General features: G+C 69.2%; 11 protein-coding genes and 2 pseudogenes. 4 read left to right on the plus strand and 9 right to left on the minus strand.

Annotation, left to right across the window (positions count from 1 at the left end; genetic code table 11):
* Positions 1 to 37: 37 nt before the first annotated feature.
* Positions 38 to 358 (minus strand): hypothetical protein, encoded by a 321-nt coding sequence (locus tag CES90_RS17775; protein WP_229913618.1) that lies wholly within the window; start codon positions 356 to 358, stop codon positions 38 to 40.
* A gap of 122 nt (positions 359 to 480) precedes the next feature.
* Positions 481 to 1515: a cellulase family glycosylhydrolase gene (locus tag CES90_RS17780; protein ID WP_189781183.1), complete on the minus strand. Its 1035-nt coding sequence runs from the start codon at positions 1513 to 1515 to the stop codon at positions 481 to 483.
* Positions 1516 to 1648: 133 nt separating this feature from the next.
* Between CES90_RS17780 and CES90_RS49630 the strand changes: the two are divergent.
* Positions 1649 to 1817: pseudogene (locus CES90_RS49630) on the plus strand (protocatechuate dioxygenase); the annotation flags it as partial.
* 93 nt (positions 1818 to 1910) lie between these two features.
* Here CES90_RS49630 and CES90_RS17785 read toward each other — a convergent pair.
* The 3 genes from CES90_RS17785 to arfA all read right to left on the minus strand — a co-directional run bounded on the left by CES90_RS17785 (position 1911) and on the right by arfA (position 4979).
* Positions 1911 to 2819, minus strand: coding sequence for a sulfite exporter TauE/SafE family protein (locus CES90_RS17785; RefSeq protein WP_189781184.1), 909 nt, complete (start codon positions 2817 to 2819; stop codon positions 1911 to 1913).
* Positions 2820 to 2957: 138 nt separating this feature from the next.
* Positions 2958 to 3416: an RrF2 family transcriptional regulator gene (locus CES90_RS17790; protein WP_189781185.1), complete on the minus strand. Its 459-nt coding sequence runs from the start codon at positions 3414 to 3416 to the stop codon at positions 2958 to 2960.
* A gap of 48 nt (positions 3417 to 3464) precedes the next feature.
* On the minus strand, positions 3465 to 4979 hold the full coding sequence (arfA, locus tag CES90_RS17795) for an arabinosylfuranosidase ArfA (RefSeq protein WP_189781186.1): 1515 nt from the start codon (positions 4977 to 4979) through the stop codon (positions 3465 to 3467).
* Between the two features lie 372 nt (positions 4980 to 5351).
* Between arfA and CES90_RS17800 the strand changes: the two genes are divergently transcribed.
* Genes CES90_RS17800 through CES90_RS17810 form a run of 3 tightly spaced genes read left to right on the plus strand, consistent with a single transcriptional unit; the run spans position 5352 to position 8651 of the window.
* Complete coding sequence (locus CES90_RS17800; RefSeq protein WP_189781187.1) at positions 5352 to 5912, plus strand: toxin-antitoxin system, toxin component; 561 nt, start codon at positions 5352 to 5354, stop codon at positions 5910 to 5912.
* Positions 5913 to 5932: 20 nt separating this feature from the next.
* On the plus strand, positions 5933 to 7240 hold the full coding sequence (locus tag CES90_RS17805) for an MAB_1171c family putative transporter (protein WP_229913619.1): 1308 nt from the start codon (positions 5933 to 5935) through the stop codon (positions 7238 to 7240).
* Positions 7233 to 8651 carry an FAD-dependent oxidoreductase gene (locus tag CES90_RS17810; RefSeq protein WP_229913620.1) on the plus strand — a complete coding sequence of 473 codons (1419 nt, stop codon included), beginning with the start codon at positions 7233 to 7235 and terminating at the stop codon, positions 8649 to 8651. The genes CES90_RS17805 and CES90_RS17810 overlap by 8 nt, the downstream gene beginning before the upstream one ends.
* A 31-nt stretch (positions 8652 to 8682) precedes the next feature.
* On the opposite strand, the gene CES90_RS17815 is transcribed toward CES90_RS17810, so the two are convergent.
* From CES90_RS17815 to CES90_RS17830, 4 genes and pseudogenes are all read right to left on the minus strand, one after another.
* A complete protein-coding gene (locus tag CES90_RS17815; protein ID WP_189781189.1) occupies positions 8683 to 9531 on the minus strand; it encodes an SMP-30/gluconolactonase/LRE family protein in 849 nt (282 codons plus the stop codon).
* On the minus strand, positions 9528 to 10301 hold the full coding sequence (locus CES90_RS17820) for an IclR family transcriptional regulator (protein WP_189781190.1): 774 nt from the start codon (positions 10299 to 10301) through the stop codon (positions 9528 to 9530). Before CES90_RS17820 ends, CES90_RS17815 begins: the two co-directional genes overlap by 4 nt.
* A gap of 373 nt (positions 10302 to 10674) precedes the next feature.
* Positions 10675 to 10882, minus strand: a pseudogene (locus tag CES90_RS49635) (hypothetical protein); the annotation flags it as partial.
* A 98-nt stretch (positions 10883 to 10980) separates the two neighbouring features.
* On the minus strand, positions 10981 to 15594 hold the full coding sequence (locus tag CES90_RS17830; protein WP_189781192.1) for a glycosyl hydrolase family 18 protein: 4614 nt from the start codon (positions 15592 to 15594) through the stop codon (positions 10981 to 10983).
* Positions 15595 to 15957 lie beyond the last annotated feature (363 nt).

A 15957-nucleotide genomic window follows, 5' to 3' on the forward strand; every position in this document is an offset into this window, starting at 1 on the left:
ACCGACGCGATGGGCAGGCCCCCGCAGGCCTAGGGCCCTAGCCGATGAGTCCCTGGATCGCCGACACGACATTGAACACGGTCGGCAGGACGAAGACACCCCCCACGCCGATCCACACGCACCCGGCGGTTCGGCGACCGCGGCTGGGTGGGGGCGGGGCGACCAGCTGATCGGCGGTTCTCATCGTCTCGTTCGGGGCGATCAGGCTGCGCCCGGTGTGGCGCTGCCTCCGTCCCACCCAGATGAAGAAGACCGCGGCCATGGCCGTGAAGGCCGCCAGTTGAAGATGCTCACCCGGTGAGTCAGCACCAGCAAGCGTTACGGCTATGTACGACACGGCATCTCCCCCAGAGGTCACGGCGTGTGGATCACCTCACGACACCTCAACACATGTCAAGCGGCCTCATGGTGACCCCCGATTCGCCGTGCGTCGGAGTGCCCTCGTGGTTCGGGGATGAGGGCACTCCTGGGGGGCGGCGGTTACTTTCTCCAGGCCCAGTGCAGGCGGTCCAGGCCGGTCTGGTTGTTCAGTTTCAGGGTGAGGTTGGTGCCGGTGCCCTGGAGGGTGGTGAGGGAGTAGGTGTCTCCGTTGCGCAGGCCGGGCCAGTAGACGGAGCCCAGGCCGAGTTCGCGGATGGTGTCGGTGGCCGCCTGGATGTAGGCGATCTCGCTGGAGCCGTTGATGGGCCCGTTGTAGTTCAGGCCGGAGGTCATGGTGGCGCCGAACTCGTCCAGGATGGTGCGTGAGGCGCAGTCGCCTATGCGCTCCTTGAAGTCCTGCTTCCACTGGTCGTAGCTGGTCCAGTCGGTGTGCCAGAAGCCGTAGTTGTGCAGGGCGATCCGGGTGCCGTTCAGGCGGCTGTCGACGCAGACGGGCTTGACGTCCTCGCTGTACTTGATGCCGCCGACGAGGATGCGCTCGCGGGGGATGAAGCGGTGGGTCGTCAGCCAGTTGGCGGCGATGTCGCGCCACTCCTGGGAGGTGTAGCCGAACGGCTCGTTCATCGGCTCGAAGTACACCTTGGAGTTGCGCCCGTAGGCGGAGGTGATCCGCGCCCACATCTGGTCGTAGGCGGCCCTACTGTCGATCCTGCCGTCCTTGGCGTTGTCGGCCTCCCAGTAGCCCAGGATGACCTTGAAACCCTTCGCGGTGGCGGCGTCGATCGCGCCCCGGTACGACTTCCAGAACGGGCCGTTGACGGAGGTCGGGTTGACCGGGAGGCGGACCGTGTTGGCGCCCAGCTTGGCGAAGCCGCCGATGATCGCGGCGGACTTGGCGCGGGTCGTGGTGTAGCCGTCGGAGGTGGACAGGCCCGAGGGCACGACCGCGTCGTCGGCGTAGTTGTCGCGCGGGTCGGCCCAGTTGACCCCGCGGAAGTCGCTGACGGGCGGCGGCGCCACCTCGGTGGAGGCGGGGGAGGCGGACGCGGGGGAGGCGAGTGCTCCCCCGAAAGCCGTGGCGCAGGCCAGCAGTGCACTGAGGCCGGCTGTGCGGCGGTGGTTCTTTCGTGGCACGACATCCCCTTCTGAGCAGTTTGCGCTGGTGAAACTCACTGACGGGCTGACACAGATCGGCGACTCGATGGCTCCCGCAAACTAGAAGATGATCTGAACAGAGGTCAACACATCTGCACACAAAGTCTCATTGGCGACCTCCCCGTACTCGGACAACACCACGCCGACAGACAGCCCTCTCGGAAGACAGCGTCTACGACGACGGAGGGGCGCCCAGCGCGTTGCTGACGCTCACCGCGCTGGGAAGCGGTGCGGCGGACGGCTACAAGGCGACCGTCACGGTCGGCGTCGACAGCGCCTGAGCCGGCGGGGTCAGCGGCCGAGTGGCGGAGCCGGCTCCGGGCGGGGGATCCGAGACCGTGACGGATCCCCCGGCCGGGTCGGCTGTCACAGGCTCAGGCCGTCACGGGCTGCCGTTCGGCGGCCGCCGGCTCCGCCGTCCGGTCCTTCAGGTGGGCGCGGATCGAGTACGTCAGGGCGGCGGCCCAGAGGGCGTAGGCCGCGACGTACACCACCGCACTCACCGTTCCGGACGCCGCGATCCAGTCGCTCTTCAGGAGCGTACGGACGTTGGTGACGATGATGACGCCGCCCACCGCCGAGCCGAGGACCCGCGGGGGGACGAGGCGAACGAGCCAGGCGGCGATGGGGGCGGCGATCAGGCCGCCGAGGAGGAAGGCACCGACCCAGAGCCAGTCGAGGCCCTGGGAGCCGAGAGAGAAGAGGAAGCCGAGGCTGGCGGCCACGGCGACGAGGAACTCGCTCGTGTCGATGGAGCCGATGACCTTACGGGGCTCCATGCGGCCGCTGGCGAGCAGCGCCGGGGTCCCCACCGGGCCCCAGCCGCCTCCGCCCGTCGCGTCCAGGAAGCCCGCGACCAGGCCCAACGGGGACAGGAACCGCTTCCCCAGCGGCTGACCGAGGCGCTCCTTGGGCAGGCCGCGCAGGGTGAAGCGGGACAGGACGTAGAGGCCGAGGCCGAGCAGGATCAGCGACATCACCGGGCCGGCGGCCTCGGTGGAGAGGTTCGACAGGACGGTGGCACCGAGGAACGCGCCCGCCGCTCCCGGTACGCCGATCCTGGCGACGACCTTCCAGTCCACGTTGCCGAAACGCCAGTGCGAGGCGCCCGACATCAGCGTCGTACCGATCTCGGCGAGGTGGACCGTGGCCGAGGCGGCGGCCGGGTTGGTGCCCATGGCGAGCAGCAGCGTGGTCGAGGTCACGCCGTAGGCCATGCCCAGGCTGCCGTCCACCAGTTGGGCGCCCAGGCCCGCCAGCGCGAGCAGTACCAGCGTCCGCATGTCTCTTACGTCCCGTCTTTCTTTCCTGGCTTTCCTACCGGGTAGATAGGGATTGACCGGGCCACCGTATGAGGCCAAGCTGAGGAAATACTGAGGACGAGGTAACGATCTGGTGGAGACTTACGGGTTCTGCGGGTGCTACGGGTTCTCCCAGGCCGCCGGTTCCGCCGCCAGCTCCTTCACCGGGTCGGGCAGGGCGTCCGCCGCCAGGTCGGCGATCGTGACGCCCTCCAGGATGCGGCGGACGTTGGCGCGCAGGGCGATCCACAGGGGCAGCAGGGGTTCGGCGGAGCCGGTGTAGGTGAGGCCGGTGGGGCGTTCACCGCGTACGGACACGATGGGGCCGTCCACGGTACGGATCACATCCGCGACGGTGATCTCGGCGGGGGCGTGGGCGAGCTGGTACCCGCCGCTGCCGCCCCGTCGGCTGGTCACCAACCCGCCACGCCTCAGGTCGCCGAGGATCCCCTCCAGGAACTTGTGCGGGATCTCCTGCACGGTGGCGATGACCTCCGCCTTCACCGGCCCGCTCTCCTGCCGCACCGCCAGTTCCAGCACCGCCCGTACCGCGTAATCCGCCCGTGCAGAGATCCTCATGGGGCCATTGTCGCCTGATTCTCACCGCCGCCCGGCACCCGCGCCCCTTCAGCCGAGCCGGATCACGTTCCAGGACAGCGGTTCGAGGACAGCGGTCAGCTTCCCGTCCTGAAGGCTCGTGCCGTCGACCACCCGCGGCTTCACCCTCTCCGGCTCCGCCAACGTGTTCCGCGCGTCCGGGTCGGCGTCCGCCAACACGCTGTGCTCGACGACCCGGCTCAACTCCAGTCCGTTCAGGGACACTTCCAGCGGCAGCGCCGCGTCACGGCCCCGGTTCACCGCGAACACGGTCACCGACCCGTCGTCCGCCCGTACCGCCGTCGCGTGCAGCAGATCCGCCTCGCCGTACTTCTTCGTCTCGTACGTCGGCGAGTCGACACGTACGTCGAGGACCTGACCGCGGCCGTACCGGGAGGCCTGGGCGAAGGGGAAGAACGTCGTCTGGCGCCAGGCGGGGCCGCCCGGCTCGGTCATGACGGGGGCGATGACGTTGACGAGTTGGGCGAGGCAGGCGACGGTGACGCGGTCGGCGTGCCGCAGCAGGGCGATGAGCAGGGAACCGAAGACGACCGCGTCCATGACGCTGTAGTTGTCCTCCAGCAGTCGGGGGGCTTCCGCCCAGTCCCTCGCGTCGGAGTCCTCGATCTCGTGCCACTTGGAGATGTACCAGATGTTCCACTCGTCGAAGGAGAGGTTGATCTTCTTCTTGGATTTGAGCTTCGCGCCCACGTGGTCGGCGGTGGCGACCACGTTCTCGATGAAGGACTCCATGTCGACGGCGGAGGCGAGGAAGGAGTCGACGTCGCCGTCCTCGGGCTGGTAGTAGGCGTGCAGGGAGATGTGGTCGACGAGGTCGTACGTCTCCTCCAGGACCGTCGCCTCCCAGGCTGCGAACGTCGGCATGGACTGGCTGGAGGAGCCGCAGGCGACGAGTTCGACGCTCGGGTCGATCTGGCGCATCGCGCGGGCCGTCTCGGCGGCGACACGGCCGTACTCCGTCGCCGTCTTGTGGCCGGTCTGCCAGGGGCCGTCCATCTCGTTGCCGAGGCACCAGAGTTTGATGCCGAAGGGGTCCTTGTCGCCGTGCGCGACCCGGAGGTCCGACAGGGCCGTGCCGGCGGGGTGGTTGGCGTACTCCTGGAGTTCGAGGGCTTCGGCGACGCCGCGGGTGCCGAGGTTGAGGGCCATCATGGGCTCGGCCTGGGGGCCGATCTTCTTCAGGAAGGCGATGTACTCGGAGAGGCCGAAGCGGTTGGTCTCGGTGGAGCGCCAGGCGAGGTCGAGGCGGCGGGGGCGGTCCTCGACGGGGCCGACGGAGTCCTCCCACTTGTAGCCGGAGACGAAGTTGCCACCGGGGTAGCGGATCGTGGTGACGCCGAGTTCGCGGACCAGGTCCAGGACGTCGGTACGCAGGCCCGCCTCGTCGGCCGTCGGGTGGTCCGGCTCGTAGATGCCGGTGTAGACGCAGCGGCCGAGGTGTTCGACGAAGGAGCCGAAGAGTCGAGGGTTGACCTCGCCGACCTTGAAAGCGGGGTCGAGGGTGAAGCGGGCGGTGCGGGTCATGGGGGGCCGGGCCCTTCGGGTCGGGGTGGGGTGTGTGGTGTGCGGTGCGGGGCGGGGCGTTCGCTGTTCGGTATTCCGGATGTTGATCGTTGAGGCGAACGGGACGTTATGGTCGGAGGCGGGGGGAGTCAATGGGGCCGTGCCACTCAGCGTCTGCCGGGTGCGCAGGTCGGGCGGGTGCGCCGGTCGGGCGGGTGCGCAGGTCGGGCGGGTGCGGGTCGTGTGTGGCTTGTCGCGCCCACGCGGCGTCAGCCGCATGTCGATACAGCCCCGCGCCCCTCTAAGGGGCTGATGCCCAGCCATCGTTCGACGGCACCCTACAATCGCCGGGACCCCATGGTGTCGGCGGCGTCGGGAACGTAAGGTCGGGCCGTGTTCGCGTTTTGGCCCTCCCGGTCCCGCGCCGAGATGCGGAAGTTGACCGCCGCTCTCACCAGAGCGGTGCGGGCGCGGCTCGACGCGCCCGTCGACGTGCGGGAGTTGGGCGCCGCGCTGTGTGCCGAGATGAGTGCTCGGCGTGGGGGGCGGCCGGTGGAGTTGCGGTTCGAGCGGTTTCCGGACGAGTTCGAGGTGACGGGGCTGTGGATGGAGTTCCCGGACTTCGACCTGGTGATCGTCGAGGAGCGCGCGGAGGCCGTGCAGCAACTGGTCATCCTGGGGCATGAGTTGTGGCACATGCACGCCGGGCACTGTCATCTCGCGCCCATCGTTCTCTCCCCCGAGCTGTCGGCCGCCCTGGAGCGGGGCGGCACCCCCATCGCCGCCCGCAACGGCTCGCACGCGTCGGACGAGCGGGAGGCCGAGGACTTCGGGCACCGGCTCGCCACCGCCTTCCGGTCCTGTGTGGACACCGGGCAGGGGGGAGATCATCCCGCCGACCCCGTGGGGCAGGCCATCCAGGCGTCCTTGGGCTATCGCAAGCCCCGTGGATGAGGACGGGCATGAGGACGGCCATGAGTCCTGCCGACTTCTTCGGCGAGCTGTACATCTCGTTCTGGATCCCCACAGCCGTACTGACCGCCGCCCTGGTGATCAAGCTGCCCAGCATCGTGAAGCTGTGGAAGGACTCGCTGCTGCGCGCGGTCGGCGGACTGCTGCTGCTCTCCTCCTGTGTGTTCGTGTTCGCGGTGCCCTCGATCATCGCGTGGACCAACCGTGTCGTCGGCGTGCCGAACATCGCCGCGCCCTGGGTGTACTCCCTCATCACCGCGTTCTGCGCGTCCTGTCTGCTGCTGATCGTCGCCTGGCGCAACGGCCCGGCCGACCGATCGGCGACGACACGTCGCGCCCGGCGCTGGGTCGTCGCCGGGTACGGTTCGGTGATCGTCCTCCTGTGGGTGCTGTTCGCGCTGGCGGACGTCCCCCGGGAGCGGCTGCGCGACCTCGACACGTACTACGCCACCACGCCCTTCATGCGCGAGGAGATCCTGCTCTATCTCGTCGCGCACACGGTGGCCTGCGTGATCACCTTCCGGCTGATCCGCAACTGGGTCCGTACGGACGGCCTGGACCTGTGGCTGCGCGGCGGCCTGAAGGCGCTGGGCGCCGGTTACGCGCTCAACCTGGTGTTCGACGCCTTGAAGCTCACGGCGGTGGTCGCCCGCTGGACGGGGCACGACCTGGACTGGCTGAGCACCCATCTGGCGCCGCCGGTCGTCGCCATCGCGGGCATCTTCATCGCGGTCGGGTTCATCCTGCCGCACGGCGGACAGTATCTGCACGACCGCTGGCAGGTGCGGAGGAGCCACCGGCGACTGCGGCCCCTGTATCTGCTGACCAGGACCGTCAACGGCTCCGGTGTCCCCTTCACGCTGCGTGCCACGCCGGAGCTGCGCCTCACCCGCCGCGAGACCTTCATCCGCGACGCCCTGCTCCAACTGGCCCGCCACCTCGACGAGGACCTGCGCCGACGCGCGTACGACGCGGCCCTCGGCCTCGGTCACGAGCCCGGCCGGGCGAAGGCCCTCGCCGCCGCCGTGACCATCCGGGACGCCATCGCCGCGCGCGAGGTCTCGCCCCAGGGGGCCGGCTCGCACGTCACCGGCAGCCACGTCGCCGGGAGGCACGTCGCCGGGAGGCACGTCGCCGGGAGGCACGTCGCCGGGAGGCACGTCGCCGGAACGCATGTCGTCAGCCCCGCCGACCTGCTCCAGGACATCGAGACCGTCTCCCAAGTGCTTCGCCAGACCGCCGAGATCGAGGCGGTGCGCACCCTCGCGGCCGCCTCCGCAGCAGAGAGCAGCGTGCCCGTACATGAATGAACGCCCCGCATCCGACCGGGCCGACCAGCCGCTTCGCTCCGCCGTCGTGCTCGGCGGCTCGCACGCCGGGATGCTGGCCGCCCGCGCGCTGGCCGGGTTCGTGGACAAGGTCACCGTCGTCGAGCGGGACGCGCTGCCCGACGGGCCGGGGCCGCGCCGGAACCTGCCGCAGGCCCGCCATGCCCACATGCTGTGGTCCGGCGGGGTGAGGGCGCTGGAGGACCTCGTGCCGGGCGCCGCCGAGCGGCTGTCGGCGGCGGGGGCGCACCGGCAGGCGGTCACCACCGACATGGTGATCCTGTCGCCGCAGGGCTGGTTCCGGCGCTGGCCCGTGTCCCATCGCAACCTGCTGTGCAGCAGGGACCTGCTGGACGCGACCGTCCGCGCGGCCGTCCTGGACGACGCCCGGGTCGAGCTGGTCGAGCGCACCGAGGTGCTCGGGCTCGTCGGCACCGGTGCCGCTGTCACCGGGGTGCGCGTCCGCCACGACGACGGCACCGAGCGCGTACTCGACGCCGGTCTCGTCGTCGACGCCACCGGCCGTTCCTCTCGTGCGCCCGGGTGGCTGGCGGCGCTCGGGCTGCCCGAACCGCGGCGGCGCGTGGTCGACTCCGGTCTCGCGTACGCCTCCCGCGTCTACCGCGCCCCCGAAGGGGCCCGGCGGGGCTACCCCGTCGTCAGTGTGACGGCCGACACCCGGCAGGAGGGCCCCGGCCGGTCGGCGTTCCTCCTTCCGATCGAGGACGGGAAGTGGATCGTCACCCTGTCCGGGACGCGGGGCGGCGAACCGTCCCCGCACAACGACGACTTCGTACGGTTCGCCCGCGAGGAGCTGCGGCACCCCGCCGTCGGTGAACTGCTCACCCACGCCGAGCCGTTGGGCGATGTCGTGTTCACCCGCTCCACCGCCAACCGCCGTTACTTCTACGAGCGGATGCCGCGCTGGCCGGAGAACTTCACCGTCGTCGGGGACGCGCTCGCCGTGTACAACCCGGTCTACGGGCACGGTATGACGATCGCGGCCCAGAGTGCCGTGGTACTGAGGGAGGTGATCCGTCGCCGGGGGTGGGGCGCACCGGGTCTGGCCCGGCGGGTGCAGAAGGCGCTGGCCCGTCCGGTGGGTACGGCCTGGGATCTCGCCACCGGCCAGGACGTGTTCTACGAGGGCGCCACGGAGAGCGGCCCCACCCTACGGGACAGGGTGGTGGCCGCGTACGTCAACCGTGTGCTCCTCACCGCCACCGGCAACGGCCGTATCGCCCGCCGACTGACCGATGTGACCTCACTGGAGCGCGGCCCGGAGGTGCTCCTCACCCCCGGCGTGCTCCTGGCCGCCGCGTTCGGCCCCCTCAAGCCACCGCTCGAGGGGGCGCCGCTCACGGCGGAGGAACGCAAGGCGGCCGGTCTGTGACGAAGGCGGCCGGACTTGTGACCCCGGAGGCTCAGCCGGCGAACGCGGGCTGGGCCAGTCCCTTCCCCGCGCCCGGGACCACCAGCAGCGAGCCCGACAGCGGGTGCGGGGTCTCGGTGCCGATGCGGGCCGTGGTGATGTACAGGTCGGTCAGGTCGGCGCCGCCGAAGGCGCAGGCCGTGGGGCGGGGGGTCGGGAGGGTGATCACCCGGTCCAGTTCGCCGGATGGGGTGTAGCGGCGGACGGCGCCGCCCTCCCACAGGGCGACCCAGACGCAGCCCTCGGCGTCGACGGTGAGGCCGTCGGGGAAGCCCCCGCCCTCCTCGATCGTCATGAACGGGCGCCGGTTGACGGGCAGTTGACCGGTCTCGTAGTCGAAGACGTCGATCCGGCGGGTCGGCGAGTCGATGTAGTACATCAGCCGTCCGTCGGGGCTCCAGCCGGTGCCGTTGCTGACGGCGACGTCGTCGAGGACGGTCCGGTCGAGGCCGTCGGCGGTGAAGCGGGCGAGCGTGCCGCCGCCCGGGGCCTCGTCGTAGCGCATGGTGCCGGCGAAGAGGGAGCCGTCGGGGGCGACGGCGGCGTCGTTGGCGCGGCGGCCGGGGACCGGCTCGTGGTGCAGCCAGCGGAAGCCGCCGTCGGTGTCGCGCAGCCCGACACCGTCCCGGAGGTTGAGGACGAGGCCGCCGCCGGCGCGGGGCTTGGCGGCGCCGACGTGCTGCTCGGTGACGAGGACCGTGCGGCGGCCGGAGGCCGGGTCGTAGGTGTGGACCCGGGAGCCGAGGATGTCGATCCAGATCAGCCGCTGGGCTTCGGCGTCCCAGGTGGGGCCCTCACCGAGGGTGGCCTCCGCCCGTACCGCTACTTCGTATGTGCTCATGCCACGCTCCGGTGTCCGAGGCGCTCGGAGAGTTCCGCGGCGCCCTTGGCGGCGAGCTGCTCCAGCTCGATACGGCGCTCGTCGCTCCAGCGGATCATGGGGACGGAGATCGACAGCGCGGCGACGACCTTGCCCGCGCGGTCGCGGACCGGGGCGGCGACGCAGGAGACGTCCGGGTTGGACTCGCGGTTCTCCACGGCGAGACCTCGCTCACGGATCCGCGCCAGGGCCTCGCGCAGGGCGGCCGGGTCGGTGATGCTGTTGGGCGTCATGGCGACCAGGTCGGCGTCGTCCGGGATACGGGCGCTCAGCTCGGCCTCGGAAAGGGAGGCGAGGAGCATCTTGCCCACGGAGGTGCAGTGCGCCGGGAGGCGACGGCCGGCGGCGGAGACCATGCGGACCGCGTGCGTGGAGTCGACCTTGGCGATGTAGATGACGTCCGTGTACTCCAGGATCGCCACGTGCACGGTCTCGTCGCAGGTCTCGGCGACGGACCGGGCGACCTGCAGGCCCTCGGCGGCGAGGTCGAGCTGCTCGGCGTACCGGCTGCCGAGCTGGTACGGCCGCACTCCGAGGCGGTAGCGGCCCGGCTGGCCCTGCACCGCGACGATGTATCCGCGGGCGGCCAGCGTGGTGACCAGCTCGTGCACCGTGGTGCGGGGCAGCTGGAGCTTGCGCACGATGTCAGGGGCGGACAGTGTGCCGTCCCCGTCGAGGAAGAGCTCCAATATGTCGAGCGCCCGGGTCACGGCAGGTACTAGGCGTCCCACGGTCGGCTCCCTCCCTTGTGTCTGTGGTGACTGTGTTCGATATTTCAACGGTCGATCGGCATAACGAACACAGGCTAGTCATATTGCCTGTCACCGGGCAATGGGCGAGTAACGGTGAGGTGGTGGGGTCAGGTGACGGGGTCTGCGGCTGGGCGTTGCGTCAGAGGACGACTTTGAGCGTTTGGTGTAGGCGCTGGGGGAGTTTTCCAGGCGGCGCGGGACTCGCCCAGCGGAAGAACCGCGTCAGGCCGTTTCCCCGGCCCGTGGAGCCTGTCGATCGCGTGGGTGATGGCATCGGTCCAGGGCCATCGGGCGGTGAAGCGGAGCCAGTGGCGGCGCCCGGTGTTCACGAGCTGGGCGGCGGCGGAGAACAGGCGCAGGCGGAGCTTCTGAGGTCGAGCGCGAGGGAAACGATCTCCAGCAGGACCTTGCCCGGGTCGTACACCGTCCGCGGCTTGCGCCACGGCGCCCGGCGCCGCCGATATCGCGGTGTCCAGGCCCACCTTGCGGACCGTCTCGACCAACAGCACCGCCCCGGCCTGCAAGACCACCCCACCTGGAGAGTGCTTCTTTCCGTGCAGTCAACAGGACCCTAGACAAGTCCCATCGTTGCAGGTCAGAAGCACTCTCCGGTTATTTGATCAAGACGTGGAGTGTCAGGCTGGGTGGCTGAGAACGGTCAACCGGCGCTGCCGATCAGCTTCCAGGGCTCGTGGTCGGCGTCGGCCCCGGTGCCCGGGGCACTGCCCTTCGTCTCCCACTTGGCCTTCCAGACCTTGCCGTTGTACTTGACCGTGGTCTGCTCGATCGGCTGGCTCGCCGGGGAGTAGATCTTGGTCGCGTCCCAGTTGGCGGCACTGCAGCCACCGGCCGGCGGGGTCGCCGTACCGAGTCCCTTGAGGTTGTCGGTCACCGGGGCGTACGCCGTACCGCCGATCGACAGACTCGTGTTCACCGGGCCGGTGATCGGGAGGAAATAGATGATCGGCAGGTCGAGGGACTTGCCGGCCGGGATGATCTGGCAGTAGTCCAGCGTCGTGCTGACCCGGTGGAACGTCGAACCGGCCGTCACCTGCCACTGGCCGCCTTGGGCGCCGGTCTGCCAGTTGCCGTCCTTGACCAGCGGTGACGTCGAGGCCGGGATGTCGAACGACAGCTTCGTGTCCTTGCCACCGCCGAGCGTGCGCCCGGTGTTGTTGGTGATCCGGACGGTCGGCTGCAGCGGCCACAGGTTCGCCGTGGAGGTCGGGTAGTTGACCATCTCGACGCTCACCTTGGCGGTCACCGTCGGCCCGGCACCACCGGTGCCGGCGCGCAGACTGTTGTTGTAGGCGCCGATGTTGCCCAGCTTCTCGTTCAGCCGGGTGGTCAGCGTGTACCCCATCCCGCACGGGGTGTCCGGCTGGACGTCCGTCGGGCAGGAGTAGTCGCCGCCGAGCTCCCACATCATCACGCCGCCCGCGCCGGTCGACTTGACCAGGTCGGTGACCGCGTCGATGCCCTGCTCGTCCTCGGTCGACAGGAACACCTTCTTCTCGGCGTTCCACAGCCACGACGTCTTCGTGGTGTCGTCCCAGTACCGGATGTACTGGCCCGTGCGCCGGTCGGTGACGTCGGTCTGCGGCGTCAGCCCGACGCTGGGGGCGTAGACCGGCGTGATGTTCTTCTCCAGGTTCTTGGTGTGCCACAGCGGGTTCGTCCCGGAGCCGAGCTCGCTGCCGTTGTTGGTCTCGTCGTGCCAGATGTTGTCGATGCCGAAGGCACCGTCACCGCACGGCCTCTTGATGCCGGTACCCGGCTCGCAGCCGTTCGGCTTCTGCGACTTGCCCCACAGACCGTTCGTACCGCCGGTGACGTTCTGCCAGCCGCGCGTGTAGTAGGGGACACCGATGTTGACTCGCCCGGCCTGCATCGAGCCGCGCATGTACTTCATCGCCCAGTCGGTGTTGAAGTACCCGATCTTCCCGTACTCCGGGGTGGCGTACTGGTCGGCCAGTTCCGGGTCCTTGCCGTCGTCGAACAGTGCCGCGTTCGGACCCACGACGTCGTTCCAGGTGCCGTGGTAGTCGTAGGCCATCAGGTTGGTGAAGTCCTGGTACTTCAGCGCCGTCTGGTTCGCCATCCCGCGGGCCAGGTAGCCGGAGGCCGACGACGCCGAGGTGAGCAGGTAGTACTTGTTGTCCGCGACCGAAGCCCGGTTCAGCGAGTCCCGCAGCGTCTTCATCAACGCGGCGTACGTCGTGGGCAGACCCTTGCGACGCGGGTTCGACACCGCCCAATCGGCCGGGTTGCCGGTGTCCTCGAGGACCGTGGGGTACTCGAAGTCGATGTCGACACCGTCGAACCCGTAGGTCCGCAGGAAGTCCACGACCGAGCTCGCGAACGTGTCGATCCCGCCCTGGTTGACCGAGCCGTCGGCGTTGGTGGTCATCGCGTAGAAGCCACCGGAACCGGCCCAGCCACCGACCGAGATCAGCGTCTTCACCCGCGGGTGCAGGCGCTTGTACTTCGTCAGCAGGTTGAAGTGCCCCTTGTAGGGCAGTGAGGGATCCATCTCGGCGCCGACCTCGCCGGGCCACTCCTTCTGGGTGGCGTTCGAGTCGACCTTGATCTTGTTGTTCTCCACCGACGCGAACGCGTAGTTGAGGTGGGTCACCTTCGACCACGGGATGTTCTTCACCAGGTAGTGCGGCGTGCCGTCGGCGCCCGTGCGGCCGCCGTTGAAGTAGCCCACGACCCGGCGGCCCCGGCCCTCGCCGAGCCATTCCCGGCCGTCACTCTGGTAGACCTTGCAATACGGCGTCGCGACGCCCGGCGTGGTCGCCAGGCCCTCCGGCCGGCAGTCGCCGGACGCGGCAGGCCGCGTACCGCCGTCGTCGCCACCGGGGTGCGACTCCATCGGGTCACCGACACCACCGTTGATACCGAGATCACCGGCGCCGCCGTCGGTGCGGCTGCCGTCGCCGTAGCTCGGCACCAGCCAGCCCTCGATGTCACCGGCATCACTCGCCACGGCCGCCGCCCTGACGGCCGTCCTGGCAGTGGTCTTCGCCGTCGTGGTCGTACCGGAGCGGGTCACGGCGAAGTCCTGGATCCCGTCGCCGTTCAGATCGGCGAAGGTCCCGAAGGTGCCCTGGAACGGGTCGTCGTTGCGGATCACGCCCAGCGACTTCCAGCCGGCGGTGACGCTCCACGGAGAGCCGGTGTTCTGCCAGGCCCGGACCTCACCGGTGGTGAACTCGACCCGGACCGTGTCGGCCTTGCCGTCACCGGTGATGTCGGCGAAGGCGACCTGCGCGCCACGCGCCTCACCCGGAGTGGCGAAGCCCGAGATCTTGGTCCAGCCGCCCTCGGTCGGCATTCCCTTGCCCTTGTTCTGCCAGGCGGTCGGGAAGCTCATCCGGTCCAGCGTGATCAGGTCGTCACGGCCGTCACCGTCGAGGTCGGTGAAGTACAGCTCCGGCTCGTAGCCGAGGTTGTTCGCGACGATCGTCGCGCTGCCCCAGCTGATGGTGCCGCCGCTGCTGGTGTTGCGCGACATCCGCATCGCGGCGATACCGGTCGGCGAGTCGGCCGCCGGCAGGATCCGGATGTAGTCGTCCTTGCCGTCACCGTCCAGGTCGGCGAAGTAGACCAGCGCCGGCTTGTTCCCCCGGTCGGCCGGGCTGATGTCGCCCAGCGAGACCGCTTCCTTGGTCGGGTCGTCGTTGCGCCAGCCGGTGACCTTGCCGTCCGTACCGACCACCGCGTAGTCGGCCTTGCCGTCGCCGTTCAGGTCGGGGAAGGCGATCTTCGAGCCGGTCGCGGCGGCGTCCCGGATCTTGCCGATCGGCTTCCAGACGTACGAGCGGTTGCTGATCAGGCCCTGCAGGACCGCGATCCGGGTGCCTGCGCCGAAGGCTTCCGCGATCTTCTTGTAGCCGGCTTCGGTCGGGTAGATCTCGTTGGTGATGTCCTCCGTGGTCACCGCGCCCAGGTCGACCAGCACCAGCCGTGCGCCGGCCTGGATCTTGGCGTAGGCCATCGTGCGGAGCGCTTTGTTGTAGGCGTCGATTCGGGCCTGGTACGTCGGGTTCGTCGACGGCGGCAGGGTCCCGAGCAGGACCGTGGTCGTCGGCGAGGTCCGGTGGATCGCGTCCACGAAGCCCCGCATCTTCTCGGCCGTCGCCGCACCGTCGGCACCGCCGGTCAGGTCGGCCGTGCCCGCGACCAGGGTCATCATGTTCGGCCGCAGCGTCTGCAACGCGGGGATCGTCTGGGCCTTGATGTCGTCGATGCCCTTGCCCTCGAACCCCATGTGGTCGGGGTCGCCGCGCTTGCCGTTCTTCAGCTCACCGACGAAGTCCGTGCGCTTGAAGATGAGAGTGGCCGCTGTTCCGACACCGAGCACCGCAAGGGTGTCCAGACCCTTCACGATGGTGTCCAGGTAGCCCCGGAAGCCGGTCTCGTCGGTGCTGTTCACACCGGCCGTGATCTCGTCACCGGCAGCCATCACCCGGAGCTCTTCGATGTCCGGGCTGGCGGCGGGCGACGGAGTGGGCCCGGCCGCTCTGAGCTGGTTGGACCGGACCGGCCAGTGGTCGGAGGTGCCCTCGCCGGTGACCGTGACAGGCAGATTGAAGGTCTGGTGGGTGGTGACGAAGTAGTCCAGCTCACTTCCATGGACGTGGGTCGCCAGACCCGAGCTGTGGATCCGCATGTCCTGCGACGGGAAGCTCCCCCGCTGGACGAGTTCGTCCGGGTCGACGTTGAAGTCGCCACCGACCGTCGCGTTGTAGGTCGCGCCACGCTGGGTCGCGAGGGCCCTGATCTGGTCGTGAATGGCCCTCATCATCGGCCCGGAGTCACCGCCACTGCCGGACAGACCGTGGAAGGTGAAGTACCACTCGTTGCCGAACCGCGCCCCGAGCGCGTTCCGGCCGGCGTCGATCGGGTTGCCGACGACGATCAGTTCGTCGGGCGTGTCGCGCAGGACGAGCGCGATGTTGACCCGGCCGCCGATCCGACGCGGGTTGTCCGAGTCGTCCTCGGTATGCAGGTAGTAGACCTCACGGGTCGGGTAGGGGGCGCGGGTACCGCTGTTGACGTTCCACCTGTGGTGCAGCACGGTGTACTGATGCTGGACGCCCGCTTGGTCGGTCGTCGTGAAGGTCTGGGAAGGCTGTGCGACGCTGTTCGGAGGTGGCTCCGGGCCGACCTCCTGAAGCATCAGGATCGGCGACTGCTGCGTCAGCGTCACGACCGTGTTGGTCCACTTGCTGCCGGTCTTCGCCTTGTTATTGGACCCCTGCATGTTCCAGGAGATCAAGTGCGTGGTGGCCGGAGGGAAATCGGTGGCGGAGGCCGGAACGACAAGTGACGCTGCCAGTCCGGCCATCATCACCGCTACGGAGATTAAGCGGCGGAACAAGAGCTCCCCCCGTTTCTCACATCCAACAGATCGGGAACAACCGAATCGTTGGAAACTAGTTGACTTCTCAACTATAGCCTCGATCGTTCATGAGGTCCCGTCAACTTGGCGGATTCAAGGGGTCGTTGCAACACGCGGTTGTTTGATCAGGCCGTGAGCAGTTTTGTAGTTAACGGGTCGGCCCCTGGGCGTACGACTCCTGACCCGGAGCTGCTGGCGACCGGCAGTCGGCCGCTGTGGCGGGTA

The organism is Streptomyces capitiformicae (assembly GCF_002214185.1).
Classification (GTDB): domain Bacteria; phylum Actinomycetota; class Actinomycetes; order Streptomycetales; family Streptomycetaceae; genus Streptomyces; species Streptomyces capitiformicae.

Excerpts from the sequence above, each read along its gene's own strand:
- CES90_RS17810 (WP_229913620.1), top strand. The coding sequence starts at position 7,233 with ATGAATGAACGCCCCGCATCCGACCGGGCCGACCAGCCGCTTCGCTCC.
- CES90_RS17805 (WP_229913619.1), top strand. The coding sequence starts at position 5,933 with ATGAGTCCTGCCGACTTCTTCGGCGAGCTGTACATCTCGTTCTGGATC.
- CES90_RS17830 (WP_189781192.1), bottom strand. The coding sequence starts at position 15,594 with ATGCAGGGGTCCAATAACAAGGCGAAGACCGGCAGCAAGTGGACCAAC.
- CES90_RS17785 (WP_189781184.1), bottom strand. The coding sequence starts at position 2,819 with ATGCGGACGCTGGTACTGCTCGCGCTGGCGGGCCTGGGCGCCCAACTG.
- arfA (WP_189781186.1), bottom strand. The coding sequence starts at position 4,979 with ATGACCCGCACCGCCCGCTTCACCCTCGACCCCGCTTTCAAGGTCGGC.
- CES90_RS17815 (WP_189781189.1), bottom strand. The coding sequence starts at position 9,531 with ATGAGCACATACGAAGTAGCGGTACGGGCGGAGGCCACCCTCGGTGAG.
- CES90_RS17790 (WP_189781185.1), bottom strand. The coding sequence starts at position 3,416 with ATGAGGATCTCTGCACGGGCGGATTACGCGGTACGGGCGGTGCTGGAA.